We start from the raw sequence: 24,549 nt of genomic DNA on the forward strand, positions 1-24,549 counted from the left end.
CATCCTCATCTCAGTATGTTATTATTCCACCATCCACCAATCAAAAATATGCGCTAGATTGATCACGTGCGAAGCATCTATACCATCTACTGAAACGTCCTCTGACTTTATACAAATTAATAAGTTATATTGCTCTCCAAAGTAACTAACTATAAATAACTTATCTTGCTTTAGCATCATACTTTTACCGCTGCTTAAAGAAGAGATAATATTTTCACGTTCAGATATATCTTCGATGATATAGTTATAGCATTTTTCAACATTACTAAAGGTTTGTCTAACACTTTCTTTTAACTCATCATCATTTCCAGTTACCTCAAAAGGAAAAATACTAATATGAAACTGAAAAGTATCTGTATAAAGTCTGATATAATCCTTTAAATTACTAATGTACTTATCTTTGGAATCAGGAGTGGTTTTATTATAGAAGTGAAAGGAACTATACTGGATTACTTCCATAAACTTTTCTACTTTCCTCGTGTTGTACCCTAATGTTTCTTCGTTCTTTTTTATTGTTTTCTCAATATACTCACTCTTCGTTTGATCCCCACTCCAAAATTTCAACATATTTGGTGTTTGAAACACTGCTATATCAATAAATATAATAAAAACTGTTAATTGTAATATTAGTTTCCAATTTGTATAATCGATTGCTTCGTATAAAAAACCTACACAAAGTAATACGATAAATAACACATAAAAACCTTTACGAATTACTCCTAAATTTTCAATAAATAGGTCACTTCTGAATCCATAATATATTAGGCTACATATTAAAAATGCGATTATCAGAAGAAAATAACCTAAAAAAAACTCGTCCATAATGCTCCTCCTTTATAAAGCTACTTCTTCTATGAAATGATTTGCTAGCCTAGTCGTTCATAACACTAGAACGAAATATCAGTACATAACTTTAATAATTTTAGAATAAACAAAAAAAGCTTGTCTCATTTCATTTATATGAGCAAGCTTTAAATATAGTCGTAAAATATGTAGGAAATATAAAATTTCTATAGTTACACTTTTCTAATTAACCTATTTAAGTTTTCTAGACTTTTTGCTCGTTTCATTTCTCTTTTGTTTTCTAAATGCTGAAATACAAGGTCCCAAGCTTCCACTAATGCAATGGAACCTACGATAATACGTAGTTCCACAAAGCCTTCAAATGCTGAATAAGCAGCTATTATATACCAAATAGCTTTTACTGACTTTGATCCTATTTCTCCCCTCAAATAAAAAATTGGTCTAAGTAAAATATAAACTAAAAAACTTATCGGGATGAAATAGGGACCAATAACATGTAAAAAGTCCACTATGAACGTATCCATATATATCATTCCTTTGTCTTCATTTTCTATATAGAACATTCGACAAAAGGGGGAGTTTATCCTTTATTTGTAAGCATTATATAAAACCATTTATTAATGGGTAATTCATTCATCAGTGAATAAAAAAAATGGTAATTATTTACCGTTTTTTTAGTTTTTATAGATAACTTACTTAAAATAATCTAACATTAGGATAGCAATAATTATTAGAGGAGGTTATCGGTAATGAAAAAATGGAAACTCGTGTTGATAACAAGCATAAGCACAACCATTATTTTATTTGGACTATCCGTTTTAAGTCCTTACAATTTTCTAGAGAAAATAACAGAAGACAATATTGTGAATGACGAAGGTATTTCTGAACTATTTGATGGTAAAGAAATACAATCCATTACATATTAAGGGGATAATACATATATTATCTCTACAAAAGACAATGATTTTGTAGCAGTACAAGAGTATTATTCATTGATGAATTACAAATGGTTTGTATATGAAAAAGTGGATGAGTGGGGATAAACTTTAGAGAAAACTATCTAATAGTCATCATCTAGGACGTTTACAATTAAAGCTTACCATCTATCCATTTGTACCCCCTCTATTAAAGAGCAATATTCTTAAAAACTAACTTACCTTAGTCTATCTAGAGATAAATTAATTAAAAAATGCCAAAAGAACTATACGCTAGAATTCTGGAGTTCTAGCGTATAGTTCTTTCCAAAGGCTAACTTGCGTTCCGAATATAATTGATAGCATAAATACGTATTATATTGTACTAAAAACGCTTGTCCCTCAACTTTTTCATCTTAACTATAAGGCTCTGTTAAAGGATAGTGTTGATTTTTAAAAGGGGTTGATTGCAACGGAAGGTACGAGACGCCTGCGGGAAAAGCAACGGCCGAAGACACTGAGGGTGATCTCCCCGAAAGGGGCTGAGGCGTTGCCCGCGGCAAGCGAGTATCCTGAAGTGAAAATCAACATCGAATTTTAACATAGCCAACTATAAAACTATTTCATAACTTCGTGGGTAAATTGTGGGTGTTTTGTTGGAATATAAAGAAGAATAATAGTGGTTTCAAGAGACCACTATTTTATGATTAACTACTGGGATTAGAAGATAAAATATATCTTTTCAAAAAAATCAAAAACTGTTAATATTATGATCAAAATGATGGGTGTCTAACTTATTTATGATACAACTTTTGCGCCCTGTAAATATTATAATATTCTACATCTTTACTATGTGTTAGAACCTCTACCTTTGCACTCACATCTTTTACGCATTTCAAAACTTCAGTTGGAATTCTCGTAACGGTTATATAATCACCCAAACCAAAACTTGATATTCTTAAGAAACAACATGCATCATAATCATTCATAATTTTTCTAATGTGATGTTTATTATTTTCAGTAAATAAAGATACAATAGTTTCTTTATATAGTTCCTGTAAAACAATATCAAATGATTCGTCCTCGTCACATATACCTTTAACACTATATATCCAAGATGAAGTGTAATTATTCTTAGGTATCTTCTCAAGTGTATTTCCAGAAAAGGAAGGATCAAATATTTGAGATTGTACTGGTATTATATTTAGTAATTTTGTTACCTTTTCTGGATCAAAGTGTTTATATTTAAAATCTGGGTCAAAAGTAGATTCAATATGAAAACTAACAAATATTTTTACAGTCAAGAAATATTCTCCTTTTTATGGATATGTAGGGTAATGGTGGTATCCTAAAGTCTGATAAGCACCAGTCGATTTTCGGATTAAGTAAGCCATTCGTGTTTGTTTATGATAGCCAAATGAAAACGCCTTATATTATTTTTTCATCTAACTTTCTAGGCATTTGGCGGGTAATCGATTTATAACTAGTATACACATGATTATACAAAACGCTAGAACCTTAACGGCTCTAGCGTCATTTCAATTAATACGTTGTCATATATTGTTCTCTTTCCCAAGGGTGTACTTGCGTACGGAACATATCCCATTCAATCTCTTTTGCTTCAATGAAGTGCTCAAGAACGTGCTCACCTAAAGAGCTTGTTATCACTTCATCTTTAGATAAAGCAACAAGAGCCTCTTTTAATGTTGCAGGTAATGCTTCGATTCCTTCTGCTAACCTCTCTTTTTCATCCATTACATAAATGTTTCTATCTGTTGCTGGAGGTGGCGTCATTTTATTTCGAATGCCATCAAGACCAGCAGAAAGCATTGCTGCCATAGCTAAATATGGATTTGCTGAAGGGTCCGGACTACGAACTTCGATACGAGTACTTAAACCTCTTGATGATGGAATTCTAACTAATGGTGAACGATTTCTCATCGACCAAGCTACATAACAAGGCGCTTCGTATCCAGGAACAAGACGCTTATAGGAATTTACAGTCGGATTTGTAATAGCAGTAAACGCTGCTGCATGCTTTAAAATCCCTGCTAGGAATTGCATTGCTGTTTCACTTAATTGACCAGGTGCATTTTCATCAAAGAACGCATTTTCTTTCCCTCGGAATAGTGACATGTTTGCGTGCATCCCACTACCGTTCACACCGAATAATGGCTTAGGCATAAACGTCGCATGTAGACCATGCTTTGCAGCAATTGTTCTAACTACTAGCTTAAACGTTTGAATATTATCACATGTCGCAATTGCATCAGCATATTTAAAATCAATTTCGTGTTGACCAGGTGCTACCTCGTGGTGAGAAGCTTCAATTTCAAAGCCCATGTCTTCTAATTCAAGTACAATATCACGACGACAGTTTTCACCAGTATCTACTGGAGCAAGGTCAAAATAGCCACCTTTATCGTTTAGTTCTAAAGTTGGTTCTCCTTTTTCATCTGTTTTGAAAAGGAAGAATTCTGGTTCAGGTCCGATATTAAAGTCTGTAAATCCTAATGCTTTTGCTTCCTCTAATACCTTTTTAAGTGCGCCACGTGGATCACCAGCGAATGGTGTACCGTCTGGATTATATACATCACAAATGAGACGAGCTACTTTTCCTTTTTCTTGTGTCCATGGGAAGATCACCCAAGTATCAAGGTCAGGATATAAATACATGTCAGACTCTTCAATTCTTACGAAACCTTCAATGGAAGACCCGTCAAACATCATTAAATTGTCTAATGCTTTCGGTAATTGATCTACAGGAATCTCCACGTTTTTAATAATTCCTAGTAAATCTGTAAATTGTAAACGAATGTACCGTACGTTTTCTTCTTTTGCCATACTTAGAATGTCATCTTTTGAAAATTTACTCATTAATTTTTCCTCCTTATTTTACTGTCACATAACACATGCAACAGAAGTTAACTATTTCCACTACAATAAGAAAATTTCATGTTTGTTATACATAGGTGTTTTTGTTTTTCTTAGGATAGTTCTATCTTAAAGGACATATACCCACTTGTGTTAAATCATGTTAGATTTTCTTACATGGTAATTTTTCTAACATTGTATTGGGAAATTTCCAAACAGTTGCGCCTCAATGGATCAAGTCATGTTTCTTTCATACGTAGTTGCTTTTCTGTTTTTAATAGTTTTTTAGTTTTCATTTTAGATTTAGCTCAAATAAGTTATTCTTTATTAATGAATATACAGCATCCGTAACACAAATCTTCACATGCTCATATGTAAGTCCCCCTTGGACATATGCTGTATAAGGAGGACGAATTGGACCATCCGCAGTTAATTCAATACTTGCACCTTGAATAAAAGTACCAGCAGCCATGATAACATCATCTTCATAACCTGGCATATAGCTCGGTTGTGGTTTTACATGTGCATCTACAGGTGAGTTAGCTTGAATGGCTTGACAAAAAGCAATCATTGTTTCCCTTGAAGGAAAAGAAACAGATTGAATAAGGTCCGTTCTTTCGTCAGTCCAAGAAGGTGATGTCTCCATTCCAATATGTGATAAAAACTTAGCCGTAAAAAGTGCTCCTTTTAATGCCTGATTCACGACATGAGGAGCTAAAAACAGCCCTTGAAACATCTCTAATAGACTATGTAGCGATGCTCCACCTTTTAAACCTATTCCAGGTGCAGTTAATCTTGCTGCACATAACTGAATATAATGCTCTTTACCAACAATGTAGCCTCCCGTTTTCACTAACCCTCCTCCTGGGTTTTTTATTAGCGAACCTGCCACGATATCAGCTCCAACTTGATTAGGTTCTTCAAGTTCGACAAACTCCCCATAACAGTTATCGACAAATACGATAAGCTCAGGATTAATCTCTTTTACATAATTAATCATCTCTTGCATTTGTTTTATTGTAAAAGAAGGACGATTTTCATAACCCTTTGATCGTTGAATGCCTATGATCTTTGTATTTTCATGAATCATTCTTTTTACATTTTTAAAATCAATTTCGTCATTTTTTAGTGGGACATATTGATACGTAACGCCTAAATCTGCAAGAGAACCAATGTTTTTGTTTCCCCTCACTCCAATCACTTCTTCTAGTGTGTCATACGGTTTTCCTGTTATGTATAGAAGCTCATCACCAGGGCGAAGAACACCAAATAGAGCTGTACTTATTGCATGTGTTCCCGATACAATTTGTGGGCGGACAATGGCACTCTCTCCACCAAAAACTTGAGCGTATATTTTTTCTAGCGTTTCTCTTCCAATATCATCATATCCATATCCTGTTGAACCATGAAAATGATACTCTGAAACTTCATGATCACGAAAAGCCTTTAATACTTTCCTTTGATTTGCCTCACTCACTTTTCCTCTTTGCATAAATGTAGATTGTAATTCTTCTTCTATTTTAGCAACCACTTTTTCTAGTTTGTCCTTCATTTCCATCATTGTCATTCTCCTCTTGTATCTAACTGTTTCGCTTGCATTTCATGAAATATTGCAGAATCAGGTGCAGCATAACCTCTCACTACATACTGCTCAGATTGTTCATCAAAGTATTGTTCCACTTGTATTGTTTCTCTTTGTAGTCGATGTAACCATTTCCCTTCATTAGCATCTACATGAAAAATATATGGAGAAAAGATCTCTTCCATCACAGATTCAATTTTCTCTTGAAGCTTGTCCAAGTCTGCTTTCTCTTTTGAGCTAATTAAGATGGAAGCACTTTTAGTATAAGAAAAGAAATCCCCATGAAGTAAGTCTCTTTTATTATATACAGTAAGTACTGGTATTTTTTCAGCCTCTAATTCCTCCAATAATTTATAAACAGTCTTTTCATGGTTAGGATAATCTGGGTTGGCTGCATCAACGACATGCAAAATAAGATCTGCTTCTTTCACTTCTTCTAAAGTAGAACGGAAAGCAGCGATAAGTGTAGTAGGCAACTGTTGTATGAATCCTACTGTGTCAGTTAAGAGGACTTCCATTCCAGAAGGTAATTTAATTTTTTTCGTAGTTGGATCCAACGTAGCAAATAATTGGTCCTCAACATAAATATCAGCTTCAGAGAGTCGATGTAAAAGTGTCGATTTACCAGCATTTGTGTATCCTACTAAAGAAATTTGAAAGGCTTGATTTTTCTTTCTTCTAGCACGATATCTTTCACGATGTGAAACAATCTGTTCTAGTTGCATGCGTATATCTGTCATACGATTTCTAATATGTCGTTGATCTGTTTCCAATTGGGTTTCCCCTGGACCTCGTGTACCTATTCCCCCACCAAGCCTAGAGAGCATCGCCCCTTGGCCACGCAGTCGTGGTAGTAAATAGCCTAGTTGTGCTAATTCAACTTGGAGCTTTCCTTCTTTTGAGCGAGCACGACCAGCAAAGATATCTAAAATCAATTGAGTACGATCTATCACCTTTACATCAAGTTGTGAAGTTAAGTTTCTTAGTTGTGAAGGAGAGAGCTCATCATTAAAGATAACGAGCTCTACTTCTAATTCTTCTAAAATGGTAATTATCTCATCAACTTTCCCACGACCAATATAAGTTGCAGAATCAGGACGTTCCCTATTTTGTGTCACTTGCATGACAACATTGCCACCTGCTGTGTTTGTTAAAGCTTCAAGCTCTTCCATACGATACTGAAATTGTTCTTCATCGATTTTTTGCGTTTTTAGTCCAACAATCAACACGTTTTCTTTATTCAATCTAATTGCCTCCTACTATTTATGCATCCTCTGTATATTTAAAGGCGTGACTTAAGTCGACTCCTCTTATTGTAATTAAATCGTCCTTATCGTATTTCCCTTCTTCCAACAGCCTTACTGCCTGAGCTCGAATCGCACGCTCTAATAGGTTTCGTATAAATCTCCCATTACTGAAGTGCTCTTCTTGCTTTTCTTTCGTGTATTTTAATAGTTCGGCTAATGTTTTATCTGCACGTTCATCTAACTTATAATCTCTTTCTTTCACCATTTTATTAGCCATTTCAGTTAACTCTTTTACGGTGTAGTTTGGAAAAGTTACTTTCATCGGGAAACGTGATGGAAGGCCAGGATTTAAGCTTAAAAATCTATCCATCTCTTTAGGATAACCAGCTAAAATTAAAACAAACGAGTGTTGTTGATCTTCCATTGCTTTTACGAGCGTATCTATCGCTTCTTTGCCAAAATCCTTCTCCCCACCACGTGAAAGAGAATAGGCTTCATCTACGAACAATATACCACCGAGTGCTTTTTGAACAAGGTCTCGCGTTTTTTGTGCTGTATGCCCTATATATTCACCTACAAGGTCTGCACGTTCCGCTTCAATAAGGTGTCCTTTTTCTAAAACCCCCATATCTTTAAATAACTTTGCAATTAATCTGGCTACCGTTGTTTTCCCTGTCCCTGGATTCCCCTTAAACACCATGTGTAATACTTGTTTTCCTGTTTTTAAACCTTGTTCCTGTCTTTTTTGATTTAAATACAACCAAGCATAAATTTCCTTCATAAATTGTTTTATGGAACTTAAACCAATAAACTCATCCAACTCATATTGGATTTGCCTATAAGCGGAATGCTCTGGGTCTGATAAGATGTCCGTCTCTTCTTGATGGGAGAGGAGAGCTTCTTTTTCTGATGGCTTTTTTAGTACTACATTAATTTGCCCTCTTTTTCTCATTCTTGATGCTTGTTCCAATGACGTCACCATCCTCTATTGTATAGTGGAAACATCCTACTCACAACTACTATACGCATTCATATCAATAACCGTGACAATGGCCTAAATACTAAATATAGAAAATACGTAAAACGATTGATATTTTATCCATATGAAAAGGAGTTCACAAGATGTATATGAAGTAGATAGAAAAGTAATTAGATTCTTTGTTGACAAACAAGCTAAATCAAAATACGATTTATACCAATTATATCAATGGTGAGATGAACAAAATAGAAAGATAGAAAGTAATAACAACAATTTTAGAAAACATTACCTCCCATTATTCTTATTTAACTACAAGTAACAATTATGAATCACTACAGGAAATCTCAAACATAAATTGGATTATACATTTTCTTCAAATGAGTGAGAAATACTAAATACTAAGTCGTAAAGTAATAAAAGAACACGTGTGATTTCAGATGAAGATAGAAAAAAGCTTTTTGCATATTATATGACGATTCCTACAACGTTACGACCAAAAAGGTACGATACTTCCTCACTAATAGTTGCATTTGATTAATTAAGGAGTATAATCCGGCTTGCCCACGGCACTAAGCTTATAGCTCAAGATTCTCGACGGTTGCAGTTTCAGAGCGAAACTGCACGAATAAGAGACAAGCGAGAATTATATCCGCACAACAACGGAGAAATCTAAGGATGAAAAATTCCACTGCCAAGTTTTATGCTTTCTTACCTTTTAATGAAAGAAAAAGCAACCTAATTAGGTTGCTTTTTCTATTTAATGCATCTTTAATTGTTTTCTTGGTTTAACTGAACGTTACGCTGCGGTGAAAATGTAGAGATAGCATGCTTATAAACGAGCTGCTGCTTCCCATCTGTATCTAAGATTACTGTAAAATTATCGAAGCTTTTTACATAACCACGTAGTTGAAATCCGTTCAATAAAAAAACCGTTACTGCAATATTCTCTTTTCTTAACTGATTTAAAAATTGGTCCTGAATATTTACTGGTTGTTGTTTCATCGTCTCACAGGCCTCCCTCTAATTACATTATTATCTATATTCGATATTTAAAACAGCTTTCCTTCTATAAATTGTTTTATTTCTTGAAGCTTTTTTTCTTTTTCGTTTGTCATATCGAACCATGTAATGTCCATCTTGTTTCTAAACCATGTTAATTGACGCTTCGCATAGCGTCGTGAATTTCTTTTAAGCAAATCTATCGCTTCTTCTTTAGAGAGGTTACCTTCTATGTATTGATATATTTCTTTATAACCTATTGCTTGTACGGATTGGCAGTCAACAACACCTGCTTTATAAAGCGCTTCTGCTTCTTCAATTAACCCACCTGTGACCATATTATCGACTCTTTCATTGATGCGACTATATAATTTTTCACGTTCCATTGTTAAACCGACGACCACCACATTGTAAGGGGATTGTTTTGGTTGCTGTGGTCTATCATGAATCGTTTTTCCCGTTACATGAAAGATCTCTAACGCACGTATGATTCTACGAATATTGTTTGGGTGCAATTCCTTAAAGCTTTGTGGGTCTACATGCTTCAGCTGCTCATGAAGTGCCTCGTTACCATGTTCTTGAGCGAAACGTTCAAGTCTATTACGGAAATTGCTATCTCCCTCTGAACTCGAGAAATCATAATCATAAATAACAGCATTTACGTACAAGCCTGTTCCGCCTACGATGAGTGGCAGTTTACCCTTACCTTGAACCTTTTTTATACAACCTTTAGCCAACTCTTGGAATTCAGCTACAGAAAAACTTTCTTTAGGATCCTTTATATCAATGAGATAATGAGGGATGTCTTCCATTTCTTCATCTGTAATTTTTGCAGTTCCGACGTCCATTCCACGGTAGATTTGCATCGAATCTCCACTAATTATTTCCCCATTAAATCCCTTTGCCAGAGCAATTCCTGTAGCTGTTTTCCCTACGGCAGTCGGACCAACTATCACTACCAAATTCCCCATACTAATCACCTTATTCTTCTAGTTCTATTGTACCGTAATGAAATGTCGCCGAAGGTCTCACCTGTACTTTAAACCCTAGCTTCATAAACCGCTTACTACGGAAATGATCTTTTAAAACGACTCTTTTCTTAGCTACACGCTTCGCTTCGGTGATTGTTTCGTCCGTTATAGGTAATCGCACCGTATATGGCCTCATAGAATCAAACCCATGCGAGCCCTCAACAACCTCTTCAAACAACGGATCAAAATATACGATATCTACGGATTTATCTTCCATTGATTGAAGAATGGTTACATGTGAATCATGAATCACCGATATTCTTCTCATCGCCTGATTTACTTCACTATTTCCACTTTCGTAACCTTTAAGACCTGTTTTTACAATGTATGAAATGACCTTTGAGTATTCTGCTCCGAAAACAGAACCATTTATGCCAGTAGCTAAACTTGCAACTATTGCATCTGAGCCTAATCCAAGTGTCGCATCAAAAAAAGAATCACCCTGCTTTATTTTACATGCTTGAACTAAAGGATCCTCTTTTGCCTTAATCCAATGCTTCGCACGAATCATGGCAGCATTCGGATGAAAAAAGAATGGTGGTGAATTTGCATAAGCTTGTAGTAACAGTTTATCTTTAGCTACTACGAGTACAGCTGCATGATATGTCGTAATCATTGCACCAATCGATCGCTTATTCCGCACGACATAACGACAATCCAACTCACTAGCAACGTTTTTAGCCTCATTTATACTTCCTTCTGAAGGACGGCCAGCTGTAGTAACAATTAATCTATCCATAATGTCTCCTATTTTATCTACTATGAAAGGAAAATTTTGATCCCCGGTCATTTTATTGTAGTTACTGTACTTCTGCAATGCAACTATTACATAATTCTTTTAAACATACGTTCCATTTCATAAGTAGAGTAGTGGATGATAACTGGTCTTCCATGGGGACAAGTATATGGCTCCACACAAGTACGTAATGTTTCAAGTAATTGAAACATTTCATCATGTGTTAAAAAACGATTCGCTTTAATTGCAGCTTTACAGGACATTAATATTGCTGCTTCTTCTCTAATCTTCCCAATGTCAATTGTTTTCATATCTTTTAACTGCTCTAGCATCTCACTAATAAGCGCTTCTTCTTCACCTTTTGGAAACCAAGTAGGATGAGAACGGACAATATAGGTTCTCGTACCGAATGGTTCTAAATGAATCCCAATTCTTTCAAATAAATGTCCCTTTTCTTTTAGTCTTTCTTCTTCAGCTTGTGTGAATTCAAAACTTAAAGGGACGAGTAAATCTTGTAAAGTGTTATCAAATTTTGCAAGTTTTTCCCTATAATATTCATACTTAATGCGTTCTTGTGCTGCATGTTGATCTATGATAAATAATCCTTGGTCATTTTGCGCTAAAATATACGTTCCATGCAATTGCCCAATTGGGTATAACGGAGGAACTTTGTTGTCAGGAGTTGTTTTAGGATCAACACTTAACGTTTCCTTTTTTTCTTCACTAAACAATGTAACCTCATCATCTTGAACATCTGAACGAATAATATAATTTTTCGCTATTTCCTCGGTATTATCACTTTCATTCACCTGACTTTGTTTGTTTAATGTATCCTCAGTAGATTCAATTCTATGTTGTTCCTTACCCTCGCCCTTATTCTCAGAAGATTGCTTAGGTACCATGTCATGTGACAGAGAAAATGCCATTTGTTCACTTTTTGAACGTTCTACTTTTTGAGACGATTGCTTCACTTCTGGAATAAAGCGCGTCTGTTGAAACAGTTTCTTTAAAGTGTTAGTAATCAATTCTTGAAGTGCCTGCTCTTTACTTAGGCGCACTTCTAATTTTGCAGGATGCACATTTACGTCGATGAGGATTGGGTCCATTTCAATATGAAAGACAACGATTGGAAATTTTCCAATAGGTAAAAGTGTATGATATCCCTCTTGGATCGCCCTGTTAATTGCATAATTACGAATATAACGACCGTTTATGATTGTTGACATATAAGAACGGTTCGATCTTGTTACTTCTGGCTTACCGACATAGCCCTTAATTGAAAAATCTAAATCTTCGGCCTCAATATGGAGCATATTTTTTGCCACAGAAGAACCGTAAATGTCGTTAATGACTTTTAATAAGTCGCCATTCCCGCTCGTTTGAAGAAGAATCTTTCCATTGTGTGTAAGGTGGAACCCAACATTCGGATGGGCTAAAGCCATACGATTCACCACATCAGAAATATGACCTAATTCTGTATGAACAGTTTTCAAGTATTTTAAACGAGCGGGTGTATTATAAAATAAATCAGTAACGACTATCTCTGTACCTTTACGTGATGCAGTTGATCCTTTATATGTTACCTTCCCACCTGCTAGTCGAATTTCGTGCCCTTGAAGCTCACCATTACTCGTTTTTAAGAGGAGATTCGAAACGGATGCAATACTCGGTAACGCTTCTCCTCTAAACCCTAATGTTGCAATACGGAATAAATCTTGATCATTCCGTAGCTTGCTCGTTGCATGTCGATGAAAGGCCAAGTCTACATCTTCCTCATCCATTCCATCTCCATCATCTATCATGCGAATTAGTGAAAGTCCTCCTTCTTCGACTTCTATCTTTATTTGGCTACTATTCGCATCAAGTGCATTCTCAATTAGTTCCTTAATAACAGATGCAGGGCGCTCAACAACTTCACCAGCTGCAATCTTGTTAGCCAATGCATTATCGAGCTGAATGATTTTTCCCATTAAGATCCCCCATTCTGTAACTTTCTTTGAAGCTCGTCCAACACTTGAATTGCTTCAATTGGCGTTGTTCGTAATAAATTTATCGTTTGTAAAGTTGCTATTATTTCTTTTTCATGAGAAGTAATTGTTTGCTGTTTATTATTTTTGATATAATTCTCTTCTGCCTCACCAAATAAGTTTAGCTGTTTGACTGGCTCAGTCTTTCGTTTCTCCTCATTACTAATGTAAGCATGTTTTTTGTCCCCTTGCTCAAACTCGTTTAAAATTGACTTTGCTCTTGAGATAAGAGAAGCTGGTAGTTCTGCGAGTTCAGCAACATATATTCCGTAACTTCGATCTGCTGCTCCATCAATGACCTTATGAAGAAAAACAACCTTTCCATCCTCTTCCATTGCAGAAACATGTACATTTCGAAGATGAGACAAGTGTTCTGATAAAGTCGTTAACTCATGATAATGCGTTGAAAATAATGTTTTTGCCCCTATTTCATTATGAATATACTCCATAATTGCTTGTGCTAGGGCCATGCCATCATATGTTGATGTGCCACGCCCAATCTCATCTAGTAAGATGAGACTATTTTTCGTCGCTCTAGATACTGCATGTCTCGTTTCCATCATTTCAACCATAAACGTGCTTTGACCTTGAGCTAAATCATCTGCTGCTCCTATTCTCGTAAATATTTGATCAAATATAGGTAGCTTCGCATTCTTTGCAGGTACAAATGAACCGATTTGTGCCATTATTGCTATTAAGGCTAATTGGCGCATATAAGTACTTTTACCTGCCATGTTAGGACCTGTTATAAGCAGCATTCCACGCTCTTCATTAAGTCGTATGTCGTTAGCGACATAGTCACCTTTATCGATCATTTGTTCAACAACTGGGTGTCTTCCATCAATAATATCAACCGTCTCTTCATTGCTTACGTCAGGCTTTACATAGTGATTTTTTTCTGCCACCTCTGCGAAGCTTTGTAGTACATCAATTGTACTAACGGAAGTAGCTAATTTTTGTAAAGGCCGTATAAACTGTTTTACTTTTTCTCTTATTTCCATGAAAAGCTCATACTCTAATTTTTCACTTTTCTCTTCCGCTTCTAAAATTAAGGCTTCCTTTTCCTTTAATTCATTAGTAATATATCTCTCTGCGTTTGCTAACGTTTGCTTTCGTTCATAACGTCCTTCAGGTAAGTTGGGTATATTAGCCTTGGTCACCTCTATATAGTAGCCAAAAACTTTATTAAAGCCGATTTTAAGTGATTTGATCCCTGTTTCGTCACGCTCTTTACGCTCAAGCGCAGCAATCCATGTTTTTCCATTTCGCATGGCATCACGATACTGGTCTAACTCTCTATCGTAGCCATCTTTAATAATATTACCATCTGTTATCGTTACTGGTGGATCTTCATTAATACTATTCTCTAAAAGTAAATAAAGCTCGTGACAATCATTAACACCGCTCGTTAACTCTGTTGCGTAATTATTTCCAAGATCATTAACAGTATCAAAAATTTGTGGAACTGCCTGAAGTGATCTTTTTAATTGCAACATGTCTCTTGCATTTACATTTCCGAAAGCAATTTTCCCTGATAGTCTCTCTAAATCATAAACATTATTTAGCTGAACCTTCAAGGTCTCCCTCTCGAAAAATCGTTCTAACAATGTCTCTACGAGGCTCTGACGTTTTTCTATCAGTGTATTTGATACTAATGGCCTTTCAATCCACTGTTTGAGTAGCCTTCCACCCATAGCGGTTTCCGTCTCGTCCAATACCCATAGTAAAGAACCCTTTTTCTTTTTTTCACGAAGCGATTCAATAAGCTCTAAATTTCTTTTAGAATGTACGTCTATGCCCATAAAATCATTCGTCTCGTAATAATTAGCTTGCTGGAGATGTTCTAAACTACGCTTTGTTGTTCGTAAAACATATTGAATAAGCTGACGGCAAGCAATTTCGGCTATTTGATCTTCAATTTTAGAAATAAGTTTGTCCGTGTCAGAATGATGAGCTAATTCATCTTCAAATGAAAGCGTAACGTTCATTCGCTGTTGAAGCATGTTTTGTTTATCGTCCGATAAAGTAGATGGAATGACAATTTCCTTAGGACGAAAAGAACTTACTTCATGGATTGCTTCCTCAAAATCACCTGCTAACACCGTAGTAAGAAATTCTCCTGTTGTCATATCAATAGCAGCTAAACCAAGTTCTTTCTCACTATAAGGAGTAAGGGAGAGGAGGTAATTATTATCCTTTTCAACAACAGCATTCCCTTCCATTACGGTTCCTGGAGTAATCACTTGAACAACTTCACGGCGTACAACTCCCTTTGCTAGTTGGGGATCTTCCGTTTGCTCACAAATCGCCACTTTAAATCCATTATTAATAAGCTGGGATATGTATTGCTCAGCTGAATGGTGTGGCACCCCACACATTGGTATGGCATCTTCCCCTTTTCCCCGACTCGTTAAAGTTATTTCTAGCTCACTAGCTGCCTTTTTGGCGTCATCAAAAAACAACTCATAAAAATCTCCTAATCGAAAAAATAAAAAGGCATCCTCATATTGTGCCTTAATTGATAAGTATTGTTCTATCATCGGCGTCACTTGTTTAGCCATTTTTCTCCTCCAAAATAATGATTCTATGAACATATTTTTTCGTCATATTATGACGTGAAATTGTGTTTTTATAATAATATTATTTATTTTCAACACTTTTTTCCATAGAATTTATTATAACATACGTTCCTTTATCTATTAATCCAGCATTCTCATTAATTGCAGCCAAAGCTTAAAGTTTTCTAAATTAATTTTTTCTTCATCAGTTAAATATTGGGTTACATATGAAAATAAGTATTCCGTTTTCTTAATAAGTACTTCGTTTTTTCCTTCGTAATACGCTCGAATTGCCTCATCATTTAAACGGATTTCGGGAATTGTTTTATTAAAAAATATCGTTTCTATCCATATAAACAAAGGGGCGCCATCATCAATATATGTGAACCAGGATGGTAATGTCCGGTATTCATAACCGTTAAAACGATTTAATCTAACAGATCCAAGCTTTCCATACGTATTTCTTCTTTCTAAACTTTTCGGCTGATTAATTGTAGTAAACGGGAGTGTTACTAATGCATCTAATAAGGATGTCGTACGATAAGATGGTCTTTTATTGGAGATATGAAAATGCCCACCTAATAAGAAGCGGCCTTTAGGATTTTCTTCAGCGACGATAGATAACGAGTATGCCTCATTTTTCAATCTATCGACAAGCCTTCTCTTTAAAGTAACAAATTCATCATGAAGCATCGCACCGGTTTTTTTGGGGGTTGCTCTTAATTCAAGAATGGGTTGATAAAATGTTGTCCCCTTTCGTAATAGTGCACGATCTGCACCAATTTTTTTATTCCACTTGTCACTCATAGGAAATGCTACAAAGGCATTTGTCTTTTCATTACGCATCATAATTTCTAAATCTGCCCCTAATAATGACCTGTTATTTTTATTGGTGACACTATCAATCTTTGTAAGTTGTGGCATTTTATTCACATTCGTTTTCTTCACTGAAACAAGTTGTATGTTTTTCCCTACTCTTTGAACGTGAACAGAGAAATTTTTTTCATTAGCGTAGTAGGCGCACATGAGTGCTATGTCTAACATCTCCTGTCCTAAATAATAATGATGCACTTCAGAAATTCTCTTTAATTCATGAAGACCCCATTGGTTAGAAATCGTTTTAATCGCATGTGGAACAAATTCACTTCCTGCCACGATCATATGTACAGCGTTTTTATCCATATTTGCCGATTTAACGCCATGTTTTTTACACTGCTCAATGCCCATATATCATGCACCCCTTGTCCGTTGTGAAAAAAGAAAATAAGGAAGAAGATAGTTCTTCTTCCTACAAAAATACTATTCTTCTAAATCACCCATTAAAAAGTTTGGATCTAAATCTTCAAAGTCTTCATCTTCTACATCGTAGTCCCAAACTTTTTCATCCCAATCATCGCTGACTCCATCTGGATTAACATAAACGCAAACTTTCGTTTCTCCAATAACTTCTACTAGGAATTCTCGTTCTACTTGAACGTCAACTCCTGTTCCATTGGAAGCGATCGTTGCTTCAAGTGTATTTGGCTGCTGAACAGCTCTTGCAACCACCTCTAACTGGTCTGATACAACGTTTTTATCTTGCATCGCAAGCGGTACTACGTCCGTATATGTGACCGTTTCTGTGGCAACATCCGTTTTTGTATTGTTACTGTAGGAATACCATATATTAATATCGTATTTACCTCGTACCTCTATGGCATCTCCCTTTTTTGCTGCCTCGTACTTGTGATTAATTATCCAACACCCCAAAATACTTGTTGGTTGTTGTGCAGGAGTAATGGCGTGACTCGCCTGCGAAAATTTTCTTCCCTTTCCACATACGGCTTTCGTTATAATCTCTCTGTAGTTTAGCTCTCTGTCTGCTGGTGACATACTTTTCCCTCCTCAAACAATTGATTGATGCGCAGCAAACGAAATTTCTTAGAAATCAAGACGGTTTCACTTGTATGATATGCAAGACAAATGACTAATGTGATATAAAATTACGTTTGACTACTGCAACCTATGAAGTTGTAGCAAAAATGGTTACATATCCTTCATTAATACAAGCATAGAAACGAAATATTAATGAAATACTTACTTGAGTATACTTTCATATAGAATTTTCTATGACTCTAATAGTTCAATTATTTATATGTCACCACATACGAAAAGATGAATAATAAATTAGAAAAACGTTAATAACAGCTTATCGAAGTTGTTGTTAACGTTTTCTTATATTAGCAGCGTATCATTTTCCCATGTTATTGAGGAATGTTGCGCAGTCTACTACCAAAATAACGAATATATTAATGTCTACTTTCCTTACAGCAATGCACGGAGCCACCGTTGTCACAATCTAAAAAATGTTCGTTACCGTTGCAGTCACTGAAGAGGTTGACTCAAAAGGTCGATTTTTCAATGTCCCTAAACAATGTGCGTAGCCGTCGCAATCGTTAAAAAGCCTGATAGGAGTGGGTTTCTCCTATCAGGCTGCGAGTATAACTTTAACTTCATGTTATTTTTTTACGTAACATTCTTGCATTCACTAAAAAATCGACTTAACAGCCAGATTGTAAAGGATTTTTTTTCGTTGTTCCTTGTAATAAATCTCCACCTGTAGATTTAATAATCTCATTTGTAACATTGTTTGAAATAGTTGTACTCACTAATTGCAATAACTGGTTTACATCTGTTTGTGATTGCTTAAATTCTTTTACAAGCGGTATTTCATCCAATTCATCTTGTAAAGCGTCAATTTTAGCTTCTGTAGCTTTCAAAGCTTCATGTTTTTGATAATGCTGTAAATTGACAGCTTCTTTTTGTAGCGATTTTATTTTCCCTATAATTTCTTGTACTTTGACATGATCATTAATTTGCAATTCAGCACGCTTGAAGAAATCCACTTCTTCAGTTTCTGCTATCATTTTTGCAAGTTCTTTCGCTTTTGTAACAATTTCTTGTTTTGTATACACGTTCCCCATTATTTATTCACCTCTGCAGTTTCAACTACATGACCATCTAATGACCATGACTTTGCTTCTGTTATTTTAACATAAACAATTTCACCGATGCTTGATTTAGCTCCTTTAAAGTTTACAAGACGATTTGTTCTCGTACGTCCTGCAAGAATATCAGGGTTCTTTTTACTTTCACCCTCTACAAGAACTTCTACAACTCGTCCTTGGTACGATTTATTCTTCTCTGCTGAAATTTCATTTACAAGAGCATTCAATCGTTGTAGTCTTTCTTTTTTCACTTCCATTGGTATATTATCGTTCATTTTAGCAGCTGGTGTCCCTTCACGTGGAGAATAAACATACGTATAAGCGCTGTCGTACTCCATTTCTCTCACAAGAGAAAGGGTATCCTCAAACTGTGCGTCTGTCTCATTTGGAAAGCCCACGATAATATCCGTAGTAAATGATGCATGTGGAATTGCTTCCTTAATTTTCTTTGCTAAAGTAACATATTCCTCTCTCGTATATTTACGAGCCATTAATTTTAATACATCACTATTTCCACTTTGTACTGGCAGGTGGATATGCTCCACTAAATTCCCACCTTTAGCTAGCACTTCAATTAAGTGATCATCAAAGTCTTTAGGATGACTTGTCGTAAATCTCACTCGAGGAATATCAATTTTTCTAATTTCATCCATTAAATCACCGAGACCATAATCCATATCTACTAAGTCTTTACCATATGCATTAACATTCTGACCTAGAAGAGTAATCTCTTTATACCCATTTCTTGCAAGATGACGAACTTCTTCAATGATATCCTCTGGACGACGACTTCTTTCTTTACCACGCGTATAGGGCACAATACAGTACGTACAGAACTTATCACAGCCATACATAATATTTACCCATCCTTGGATTTGACCTTTACGAGCTCTTGGCATATTTTCAATAATATCACCTTCTTTTGACCATACCTCAACAACCATTTCTTTATTAAATATCGCATTTTTTAATAGTGTTGGTAAGCGGTGAATATTATGTGTACCAAAGATCAAATCTACATGTTGGTGCTTTTGTAAGATTCTGTTTACAACAGATTCTTCCTGTGACATACATCCACAAACCCCTACAATGAGTTCAGGACGTTCGCGCTTCATCGTTTTAAGGTGACCAATTTCACCAAACACTTTATTTTCTGCATTTTCGCGAATGGCGCAAGTATTTAGTAAGATCACATCTGCATCATCTGAATTAGATGTAGATTCAAAGCCCATGTTTAACAAAATTCCAGCCATATTTTCTGAATCATGCTCATTCATTTGACAGCCATACGTTCTAATTAAGAATTTTTTTCCTTTACCAATTGCTTGCATGTCTTCGGGAATTTCAAAATCATATAAAACTTCTACATCCTCTTTCCCACGCTTTTTAGCTTGCTTTAAGTCAGGTGGAATATATGTTGTTTGAAAATATTGAGAATAATCCTTTTTATCCTGATCGGATTTTTTGTCCGCAGAATAAGTTTTCTCCCCTACTTCCGTTTGCTTCTTACGTTGTTCTTCATTCATGATTAGTCCCCTCTTTTCTATAATAAATCTACTATTCATTGTTAACATACAACTTATCATTATAAACCTTTGAATAGAAACTAACAATACATAATACGCTATGTCCAACATTATACAGATTTTTTAATACCAGAGTGAAACGACCTCATTAATGTGCCATCAAGCTTACTCTAAATAAAAGCGTTAAATATTTTAATCCTCTTATGAAGCCCGTTGGCAACTCGGCATAAGAAAAAACAAAAACGAGCTTATTGAAGCTCATTTATTAGTTTTTTCTTATTTCTTATTTTTCAAGGAAAGGGAGACTCAATAGGTACAAATCAACCTACTAAGTCTCCCTCTCTAATAAAAAAAACTATACGACTTCATATCCTTCATTCTTCCATGCTGTTGTTCCACCTTCAATATAAGCAACATCTTTAAAGCCCATCTGTTTTAATATGTAAGCACCAAGAGTTGCTTGTCCACCTGCGCCACAAGTGACTAAAACAGGTCTATTTCTATCAGCTAATTGCGGCTCACGCATTTTCTCAGGTAGTTCTAAGTCAGCACGAATCGGTAGCATACCTAACGATATATTAATACTGCTTGGAATTAAACCACAAGCTCCTGCGTCTTTTGCATCTTGTACATCAATTACTAATGTTTCTGGTTGTTCCTTTAATTTCTCACGTGCTTCGGATGACGTGACTCCTTGTACATGTTCTCGTGCTTCAGATAGCATTTGTTTAAAAGTAAGTGCCATTTTTATCCTCCTAAAATTTTAATTAAAAATATGTCCTCAACTAGCTACTTAACTTATTCCACGAGTTATTAAACATTCCTGCTTAAAAAATATAAAAAGACTTAAAACTAGCGTCATAAAGCTAATTTTAAGTCTTTTTTGATTAGATGATCCCGAGCTCTTTCCCACACTTCTCAAAAGCATGTAAAGCTTCTTGTAATTGCTCTTTCGTATGTGTTGCGGTTACGATAGTGCGAACACGAGCAGCACCTTTTGCAACGGTTGGAAAAGCAATCCCTTGAGCAAAAACACCATGCGATAAAAGCTTATCAGATAATTCATGTGCTTTTGCTCCGTCTCCTACAATAACTGGTGTGATAGGAGTTTCACTTATTCCTGTTTCAAAGCCAAGTGCACGTAAACCATCCTTCAAAAATTTTGCATTATCCCATAAGCGCTCAATCAGTTCTGGTTCGTCAATTAATATATCAATGGCTTCTGAACAAGCTGCAGTTACCGCTGGTGGATGTGATGTACTAAATAAAAACGGACGACCTTTATGAATAATGTAGTCTCTTACTGCTTGTGTACTAGCAATATACCCACCGAGTACACCAATAGCTTTACTTAAAGTTCCGACCTGTATATGAACACGCCCGTTTAAATCAAAATGGTCTACTGTTCCACGACCATTTCTTCCTAATACACCACTAGCATGGGCATCGTCTACCATAATTAATGCATCATACTTCTCACATAGCTCAACAATTGCAGGTAAAGGAGCGATGTTTCCATCCATTGAAAATACACCGTCAGTAACTACTAAACGTTTCCTGTAATCTCCAGATTCTTTTAAAGCTGCTTCAAGACTATCCATATCCACGTGCTTATAGATCTTACGGGCTGCTTTTGTCAAACGTATCCCGTCGATAATTGATGCATGATTTAATTCGTCAGATATGACGACATCATCTTTCGTTAAAATAGATGAGAGGATCGCTTGATTTGCAGTAAATCCGGATTGAAGTACAAGTGTTGCTTCTGTATGTTTAAAATTGGCTAACTTCTTTTCAAATTCCTCATGCATCGAAAATGTTCCTGCGATCGTACGAACAGAGCCAGTTCCTGCACCATATTTTTCTACGGATTTTAAAGCTGCTTCTTTCATTCTCGGATGATTAGTTAAGCCTAAATAGTTATTTGATGATAATTGAAGGACTTCTTGACCATTAATGACCACCTTTGCTCCTTGATCTGATTCTATCGGTACGAGCGTTCGGAACAAGCCATATTCCTTCATCTCTTGTAATTCTTCTTCTAAATACTCAAAGCCTTTCATTTTCATTCACATAAGCCTCCTATTTTTATGGATGTAAAACTACCTTCCCACATTTGCCTTGCAGCATGAGATCAAATCCTTTTTCATAATCTTCTAATGAAAAATGATGTGTGATCATTGGTGTTACATCTACTTGCCCTGAACTTAGAAGGCCAGATACTTGCTGCCATGTTTCATACATACGTCTTCCAGTTATTCCTTTTACAGTTACCCCTTTAAATACAATATCATTCGTAACATCAATTTCTACAGGTTTTACAGGCAAACTTAATATGGCAACTCTTCCTCCGTTTGTAACCATTTTAAAACCTTGATTCATCGCAATAGGATGTCCGCTCATTTCACAAACAACGTCGACGCCATATCCTTTTGTTAGTTGAGAAGCTATATTTAATACGTCTTCGTCCCCTGCATTCACCACTGTTGTCGCACCCATTTTCTTTGCTAATTGCAACCTATATTCATTAAGGTCAAAAGCAATTACTTGTGAAGCACCTGCAGCCTTTGCAATACCTACTGCCATTATTCCAATTGGACCACACCCTATAATAGCTACTGTTTTCCCAGCGACATCACCTGATAAAACAGTATGGACCGCATTTCCCATTGGCTCCTGTATGCTTGCTACTTCAAATGGTAATGAAGGGTCATTTTTCCACATATTTTCAGCCGGTAATGCAACATATTCCGCAAAACAACCGTCTCGATCAACACCGATTATTTCCGTATTTGCACATATATGTGCCTGACCGGTTAAGCATTGCGGACAATGCCCACAAACGATATGTGTTTCGGCAGATACGTGATCACCTACCTCTACATTGTTTACTAGTTTCCCTTTTTCCACTACAACACCTGCAAATTCGTGCCCAAAAACATATGGTGGGTTTACTCGACTTTCCGACCATTCGTCCCAAGTATATATGTGAACATCCGTACCACAAATTGAAGTAGCTTTCACTTGAATAAGCACATCTAAATCACCTATTTGGGGAATTGGCACTTCCTTTAATGATGCCCCGTAGCCTCGTTTTTCCTTTACAATTGCTCGCATTGACTTTTTATTCATTCGAGATCCCGCCTTTTCGTGATGAAATCGATGATTAGGAAACATTTTCATTCGTTTAGATTAGATTATATAAAACTATTTTATCACGATTAGCTGTCCTCGTAAACTGAACTGTCCATCATACAAATACATTTGAACACTATACAAAGTTTTTCAAAAAAAAGTCTGTGAACGATTTGCTAGTAGAAGCCCCCGCATCGGCTGCACTCGCCGCACATTGCATAAAGGGAGACTCAATAGGTAAAAATCCACCTTTTGAGTCTCCCTCTTTTTTTATTCATTTACATTACATAAACTCTGCCATTAATTTATCAAATTGTTCTTGATTGAGGTCAAGATCCTGTCTTGCTAAAGGTTCATCCTTAAATCCTTTAACCATTGACTCATAGGATGGTTTTTCTTTATTTTGATAAATCAACCCGGTTACTAGTCCGTTATGTTTCATTAATGTATTCATTGCCTCTAATCTATTCTCTGGATTATAACCTTCTATATCAGAAAGAGAAACTAAATTTTCTTTAAACCAATCATATGTGTTGATCTTATTGAAAGTTACACAAGGACTAAACACATTTATCAATGAAAAGCCTTTATGTTGAATTCCTTGCTCAATCAAAGACGTAAGCTCCTTTAAATCACTGGAGAAGCTTTGTGCAATAAAGCCACCACCAGAGGAAATAGCAAGCTCCATAACGCCTAAAGCTGATTCAATTGACCCCTCTGGTGTACTTTTTGTTTTAAAGCCCATATCACTCCTCGGTGATGTTTGGCCTTTAGTTAATCCATAGATTTGGTTATCCATTACAATGTAAGTAACATCAATGTTTCTACGAATGGCATGAATCGTGTGTCCCATTCCAATAGCAAAACCATCTCCGTCACCACCTGAAGCAATGACTGTTAAATCTTTATTAGCCATTTTCACACCTTGCGCAATTGGCAGTGAACGACCATGAATACCGTGAAAACCGTATGAATTTATATATCCTGATATTCTACCTGAACAACCAATACCAGAAACAACTGCTAACTCTTCAGGAACAACCCCGACATTCGCAGCTGCACGCTGTATTGCGGCTTGTACAGAAAAGTCACCGCATCCAGGGCACCAGTTAGGTTTTACATTGTTACGAAAGTCTTTAAAAGTGGCCAT

General features: G+C 35.9%; 21 protein-coding genes. 1 reads left to right on the forward strand and 20 read right to left on the reverse strand.

Annotated features, from left to right (window positions below; translation table 11 throughout):
- Positions 1–21: 21 nt before the first annotated feature.
- Positions 22–822: a type II toxin-antitoxin system SpoIISA family toxin gene (locus BCELL_RS11895; RefSeq protein ID WP_013488995.1), complete on the reverse strand. Its 801-nt coding sequence runs from the start codon at positions 820–822 to the stop codon at positions 22–24.
- A 194-nt stretch (positions 823–1,016) separates the two neighbouring features.
- Positions 1,017–1,328 (reverse strand): hypothetical protein, encoded by a 312-nt coding sequence (locus tag BCELL_RS11900; protein ID WP_013488996.1) that lies wholly within the window; start codon positions 1,326–1,328, stop codon positions 1,017–1,019.
- Between the two features lie 225 nt (positions 1,329–1,553).
- Between BCELL_RS11900 and BCELL_RS22625 the strand changes: the two genes are divergently transcribed.
- Entirely contained in the window at positions 1,554–1,730 is a 177-nt protein-coding gene (locus BCELL_RS22625; RefSeq protein WP_013488997.1) for a hypothetical protein, read from the forward strand.
- Between the two features lie 782 nt (positions 1,731–2,512).
- On the opposite strand, the gene BCELL_RS11905 is transcribed toward BCELL_RS22625, so the two are convergent.
- The 18 genes from BCELL_RS11905 to BCELL_RS11990 all read right to left on the reverse strand — a co-directional run bounded on the left by BCELL_RS11905 (position 2,513) and on the right by BCELL_RS11990 (position 24,549).
- The gene (locus BCELL_RS11905; protein ID WP_013488998.1) at positions 2,513–3,022 is read right to left on the reverse strand and encodes a DUF4279 domain-containing protein; all 510 of its coding nucleotides are present in this window, start codon (positions 3,020–3,022) and stop codon (positions 2,513–2,515) included.
- Between the two features lie 238 nt (positions 3,023–3,260).
- Positions 3,261–4,595 carry a type I glutamate--ammonia ligase gene (glnA, locus tag BCELL_RS11910; RefSeq protein WP_013488999.1) on the reverse strand — a complete coding sequence of 445 codons (1,335 nt, stop codon included), beginning with the start codon at positions 4,593–4,595 and terminating at the stop codon, positions 3,261–3,263.
- Between the two features lie 289 nt (positions 4,596–4,884).
- Positions 4,885–6,150, reverse strand: a complete 1,266-nt coding sequence (locus tag BCELL_RS11915) for a methionine gamma-lyase family protein (RefSeq protein ID WP_013489000.1) — start codon at positions 6,148–6,150, stop codon at positions 4,885–4,887.
- Between the two features lie 5 nt (positions 6,151–6,155).
- Positions 6,156–7,418 carry a GTPase HflX gene (gene hflX, locus BCELL_RS11920; RefSeq protein WP_013489001.1) on the reverse strand — a complete coding sequence of 421 codons (1,263 nt, stop codon included), beginning with the start codon at positions 7,416–7,418 and terminating at the stop codon, positions 6,156–6,158.
- Positions 7,419–7,437: 19 nt separating this feature from the next.
- Complete coding sequence (gene spoVK, locus BCELL_RS11925; RefSeq protein WP_013489002.1) at positions 7,438–8,391, reverse strand: stage V sporulation protein K; 954 nt, start codon at positions 8,389–8,391, stop codon at positions 7,438–7,440.
- Between the two features lie 777 nt (positions 8,392–9,168).
- Positions 9,169–9,402, reverse strand: a complete 234-nt coding sequence (gene hfq, locus BCELL_RS11930) for an RNA chaperone Hfq (RefSeq protein ID WP_013489003.1) — start codon at positions 9,400–9,402, stop codon at positions 9,169–9,171.
- A gap of 47 nt (positions 9,403–9,449) precedes the next feature.
- Positions 9,450–10,370 carry a tRNA (adenosine(37)-N6)-dimethylallyltransferase MiaA gene (miaA, locus tag BCELL_RS11935; protein WP_013489004.1) on the reverse strand — a complete coding sequence of 307 codons (921 nt, stop codon included), beginning with the start codon at positions 10,368–10,370 and terminating at the stop codon, positions 9,450–9,452.
- Between the two features lie 10 nt (positions 10,371–10,380).
- The gene (locus BCELL_RS11940; RefSeq protein WP_013489005.1) at positions 10,381–11,169 is read right to left on the reverse strand and encodes a class I SAM-dependent methyltransferase; all 789 of its coding nucleotides are present in this window, start codon (positions 11,167–11,169) and stop codon (positions 10,381–10,383) included.
- An 86-nt stretch (positions 11,170–11,255) separates the two neighbouring features.
- Positions 11,256–13,136: a DNA mismatch repair endonuclease MutL gene (gene mutL / locus BCELL_RS11945; RefSeq protein ID WP_013489006.1), complete on the reverse strand. Its 1,881-nt coding sequence runs from the start codon at positions 13,134–13,136 to the stop codon at positions 11,256–11,258.
- Positions 13,136–15,754: a DNA mismatch repair protein MutS gene (mutS, locus tag BCELL_RS11950; RefSeq protein ID WP_013489007.1), complete on the reverse strand. Its 2,619-nt coding sequence runs from the start codon at positions 15,752–15,754 to the stop codon at positions 13,136–13,138. Before mutS ends, mutL begins: the two co-directional genes overlap by 1 nt.
- A gap of 138 nt (positions 15,755–15,892) precedes the next feature.
- Entirely contained in the window at positions 15,893–16,978 is a 1,086-nt protein-coding gene (locus BCELL_RS11955) for a putative amidoligase domain-containing protein (protein ID WP_013489008.1), read from the reverse strand.
- Positions 16,979–17,050: 72 nt separating this feature from the next.
- A complete protein-coding gene (locus BCELL_RS11960; RefSeq protein WP_013489009.1) occupies positions 17,051–17,623 on the reverse strand; it encodes an outer spore coat protein CotE in 573 nt (190 codons plus the stop codon).
- A 668-nt stretch (positions 17,624–18,291) separates the two neighbouring features.
- Positions 18,292–18,714, reverse strand: coding sequence for a YlbF/YmcA family competence regulator (locus tag BCELL_RS11965; protein WP_013489010.1), 423 nt, complete (start codon positions 18,712–18,714; stop codon positions 18,292–18,294).
- Positions 18,714–20,264, reverse strand: a complete 1,551-nt coding sequence (miaB, locus tag BCELL_RS11970) for a tRNA (N6-isopentenyl adenosine(37)-C2)-methylthiotransferase MiaB (RefSeq protein ID WP_013489011.1) — start codon at positions 20,262–20,264, stop codon at positions 18,714–18,716. Before miaB ends, BCELL_RS11965 begins: the two co-directional genes overlap by 1 nt.
- Positions 20,265–20,619: 355 nt before the next feature.
- On the reverse strand, positions 20,620–21,009 hold the full coding sequence (locus BCELL_RS11975) for a rhodanese-like domain-containing protein (protein WP_013489012.1): 390 nt from the start codon (positions 21,007–21,009) through the stop codon (positions 20,620–20,622).
- A 142-nt stretch (positions 21,010–21,151) separates the two neighbouring features.
- A complete protein-coding gene (locus BCELL_RS11980) occupies positions 21,152–22,327 on the reverse strand; it encodes a glycine C-acetyltransferase (protein ID WP_041808942.1) in 1,176 nt (391 codons plus the stop codon).
- A gap of 25 nt (positions 22,328–22,352) precedes the next feature.
- Positions 22,353–23,396 (reverse strand): L-threonine 3-dehydrogenase, encoded by a 1,044-nt coding sequence (gene tdh, locus BCELL_RS11985; protein WP_013489014.1) that lies wholly within the window; start codon positions 23,394–23,396, stop codon positions 22,353–22,355.
- 286 nt (positions 23,397–23,682) lie between these two features.
- Positions 23,683–24,549, reverse strand: coding sequence for a 2-oxoacid:ferredoxin oxidoreductase subunit beta (locus BCELL_RS11990; protein ID WP_013489015.1), 867 nt, complete (start codon positions 24,547–24,549; stop codon positions 23,683–23,685).

Source organism: Evansella cellulosilytica DSM 2522 (genome assembly GCF_000177235.2).
Taxonomy (GTDB): Bacteria; Bacillota; Bacilli; order Bacillales; family Salisediminibacteriaceae; genus Evansella; species Evansella cellulosilytica.

Excerpts from the sequence above, each read along its gene's own strand:
- BCELL_RS11895 (WP_013488995.1), bottom strand. The coding sequence starts at position 822 with ATGGACGAGTTTTTTTTAGGTTATTTTCTTCTGATAATCGCATTTTTA.
- BCELL_RS11900 (WP_013488996.1), bottom strand. The coding sequence starts at position 1,328 with ATGGATACGTTCATAGTGGACTTTTTACATGTTATTGGTCCCTATTTC.
- BCELL_RS22625 (WP_013488997.1), top strand. The coding sequence starts at position 1,554 with ATGAAAAAATGGAAACTCGTGTTGATAACAAGCATAAGCACAACCATT.
- glnA (WP_013488999.1), bottom strand. The coding sequence starts at position 4,595 with ATGAGTAAATTTTCAAAAGATGACATTCTAAGTATGGCAAAAGAAGAA.
- BCELL_RS11915 (WP_013489000.1), bottom strand. The coding sequence starts at position 6,150 with ATGGAAATGAAGGACAAACTAGAAAAAGTGGTTGCTAAAATAGAAGAA.
- hfq (WP_013489003.1), bottom strand. The coding sequence starts at position 9,402 with ATGAAACAACAACCAGTAAATATTCAGGACCAATTTTTAAATCAGTTA.
- miaA (WP_013489004.1), bottom strand. The coding sequence starts at position 10,370 with ATGGGGAATTTGGTAGTGATAGTTGGTCCGACTGCCGTAGGGAAAACA.
- BCELL_RS11940 (WP_013489005.1), bottom strand. The coding sequence starts at position 11,169 with ATGGATAGATTAATTGTTACTACAGCTGGCCGTCCTTCAGAAGGAAGT.
- mutL (WP_013489006.1), bottom strand. The coding sequence starts at position 13,136 with ATGGGAAAAATCATTCAGCTCGATAATGCATTGGCTAACAAGATTGCA.
- mutS (WP_013489007.1), bottom strand. The coding sequence starts at position 15,754 with ATGGCTAAACAAGTGACGCCGATGATAGAACAATACTTATCAATTAAG.
- BCELL_RS11955 (WP_013489008.1), bottom strand. The coding sequence starts at position 16,978 with ATGGGCATTGAGCAGTGTAAAAAACATGGCGTTAAATCGGCAAATATG.
- BCELL_RS11960 (WP_013489009.1), bottom strand. The coding sequence starts at position 17,623 with ATGTCACCAGCAGACAGAGAGCTAAACTACAGAGAGATTATAACGAAA.
- BCELL_RS11965 (WP_013489010.1), bottom strand. The coding sequence starts at position 18,714 with ATGGGGAACGTGTATACAAAACAAGAAATTGTTACAAAAGCGAAAGAA.
- miaB (WP_013489011.1), bottom strand. The coding sequence starts at position 20,264 with ATGAATGAAGAACAACGTAAGAAGCAAACGGAAGTAGGGGAGAAAACT.
- BCELL_RS11975 (WP_013489012.1), bottom strand. The coding sequence starts at position 21,009 with ATGGCACTTACTTTTAAACAAATGCTATCTGAAGCACGAGAACATGTA.
- BCELL_RS11980 (WP_041808942.1), bottom strand. The coding sequence starts at position 22,327 with ATGAAAGGCTTTGAGTATTTAGAAGAAGAATTACAAGAGATGAAGGAA.
- tdh (WP_013489014.1), bottom strand. The coding sequence starts at position 23,396 with ATGAATAAAAAGTCAATGCGAGCAATTGTAAAGGAAAAACGAGGCTAC.
- BCELL_RS11990 (WP_013489015.1), bottom strand. The coding sequence starts at position 24,549 with ATGGCCACTTTTAAAGACTTTCGTAACAATGTAAAACCTAACTGGTGC.